We start from the raw sequence: 1,194 nt of genomic DNA, 5'->3' as shown, positions 1-1,194 counted from the left end.
GGTGCACTCGAAATGCTCATCGAGGCCGCTGAACAGGGCTTCGTCACCATGGAGGCCATCCCCAAGCGCCGGCTCAGCTGATGTCCCGCACGGATAAATGGCAGCGCCCGTTGCCGACGCCCGCGCCATTGCTCGCTTTGGGTCTCAACCATCAAGCACGTCAACGCCGCATTTAGCCCGAGAGCAATGGGATGGGCGAGAGTTACGTTACACCCTTCAAGCGCGACTGCGTCGTGCATGCCCCTGCCGAAGCTGGGCGGTGATGGCGCAGCTGAACAGCGCCTTCGCGCGTTACGACAACCGTTCCACGCCCGCACCGTGGATCGCCTCCGCGCAGAGAGCCTGGTTGAAGATCTCGGCCGAGCGTTGTCGTAGCTGTCGACCTTGGACCACGAGCGGCTCAACGCCTGCCTCGGCAAGGCGCTTGCTGTAGCGGATGAAATGGACATGAGGCGCCGCGGTTCGGGCGATGAATCGAACTTCCCTTTTCCGACGGCTTACAGGCACCCCACGATGCGGCCGCTGAATACGTTCACTGCTAACGTCAAAAGACTCAGCCTCGCTGGGTGACGAGGTAGGTGAAGTCAGAGACTGGCTCAACGTTGACATGGAACTTCGTTAGCTGCGCAAGGCGGCGACCGGAGTCATCCGTGCCCCGCGGCGTGCCGGCGACCAGACAGCAAGCTGACCGAGCAGCAACAACGACATGGCACTCATGGGGAGATAAACCCAGGGCAGACGCGGGAGGCCGTAGCGCTGCATCAGCAATTGGCCGAGAGTAATCGCGCTGATAACGCCAATCACAACGCCGGTGCTGGTCAATAGCAGATTCTCGAGCTGGAAATAGCGCCGGATTTGGCTTTCGGTGCCGCCCAGTGCACGTCGGATACCGATCATGCGAGTGCGCTGTTGTACCCAATAGCTAGCCAGCCCGACAATGCCTATTGCGGTGACCAGCATCAACACCACGCAGACGCCGAGCATCAGCCAAGCCATGGCGCGGTCTTGGGCGTAGAAGCCTGCGCGCATCTCCAGCATGGTGCTTGCACGAGTTACTTCACCTCCGGAGCCTGAGCCCTTGATGGCGGAGACGCCCGCCCTAATTTGAGCCGCGAGGCGCGTGGTGTCGCCGCGGACAATATAGATTTGACCCCCTCGAAGCGGCGATAACACTGCGTAGCCCGCTCCATAGCC

General features: G+C 61.3%; 1 protein-coding gene. It reads right to left on the bottom strand.

Annotated features, from left to right (window positions below; translation table 11 throughout):
• Positions 1–618: 618 nt before the first annotated feature.
• On the bottom strand, positions 619–1,194 hold a 576-nt coding region (locus AC1DU6_RS31965; RefSeq protein ID WP_477862224.1), incomplete at its 5' end, for an ABC transporter permease.

This window comes from Roseateles sp. P5_B10, from assembly GCF_056400485.1.
This window is presented reverse-complemented; position numbering and strand designations above follow the sequence as displayed.